This is a genomic window from Alkaliphilus transvaalensis ATCC 700919, assembly GCF_000621485.1.
Taxonomy (GTDB): Bacteria; Bacillota; Clostridia; order Peptostreptococcales; family Natronincolaceae; genus Alkaliphilus; species Alkaliphilus transvaalensis.
The window spans coordinates 1-1067 of the sequence record NZ_JHYF01000044.1; the positions used below are offsets into that span (position 1 = coordinate 1).

Sequence of the window (1067 nt, forward strand, 5' to 3'; positions counted from 1 at the left end):
TTCTTTTTAACTTAAGATCAATTTATAATAATGTAAGTAGTTATTTCTATAAAGAAGATAATGAATTGGACTATGAGGAGTTGTATGATCTATTAGATTATTCGCCTGTAATACCTTAAATATAAAAAGAACTAAAAATTAGTTAGGCAGAGGGGTACCTCTGCCTAGCCTACTTGAAATTAATAAATTTAATTTAAAAGTCAAGTTATGCAAATTATATAGGAGGTACTTTAAAATGTTATCTTTTTCAACTTTTAAAAAGATTACTATGTATATGATTGGCGGTTTTGCTATAATGTTTATGTTCCCAATTATTCTACTGCTATTAGGCTTTAATGGTTTTCAGTTCATGAAAGACATGGATAACATTGAAAGATTGAGAATATGTTCTATTATGGCTATATCGACATTACCAATAGGCGCTCTCTTAATATATTCATTCAAGTTTGCAGCTATACCATTATTTAAAGACTTCATCAAAGGAAGTTTAAGACACAAACTAATTATTATTTTAATCGTCATTTCTTTGTTAATGCTCAAACTAGGAGAATATAGATAAGAACAAAATCTTTAAATGATATGGATGATACCCAACACTACACTAATCTTATTAATAACATCATGAAAATGAAGATTAGCGAGTTTGAAACTATATTAGAAATGGAGAAGTATTAATGAAAATATCAATAGATAAGAGAAGTATATTAATATTTGTTGGAGTAAATTTAGGCTATTTCGTACTTATGTACTTTAATCATCGAGAAGCTATGTTTAGTCCTATTATGTATATTGGGATAGTAGGTGGAATTACTGAAGTTTTGTGCAAATATGATTCTAACATTGGCTATTTCAACGGAGTACTTATCGGTGCAAAATATTTAATTATAGTTGCAGTATATATAGGTATTCGATACTTGTTAGGAATGATAGGTATTAACTTACCCGCATAAATTATTTTGATCTACTTTAATTATTTTAAAACTATATTAGAAATGGAGTATTAATAATGAAAATATCAATAGATAAGAGAAGTATATTAATATTTATTGGAGTAAATTTAGTTTATT

2 protein-coding genes are annotated in these 1067 nt (G+C 26.5%); both read left to right on the forward strand.

Translation table 11 applies throughout. The features are described from left to right. The first annotated feature begins 235 nt into the window (after positions 1-235). Positions 236-559 (forward strand): hypothetical protein, encoded by a 324-nt coding sequence (locus T335_RS0115370; RefSeq protein WP_026478320.1) that lies wholly within the window; start codon positions 236-238, stop codon positions 557-559. Positions 560-674: 115 nt separating this feature from the next. Then, entirely contained in the window at positions 675-950 is a 276-nt protein-coding gene (locus T335_RS0115375) for a hypothetical protein (RefSeq protein WP_026478321.1), read from the forward strand. Positions 951-1067: the final 117 nt, after the last annotated feature.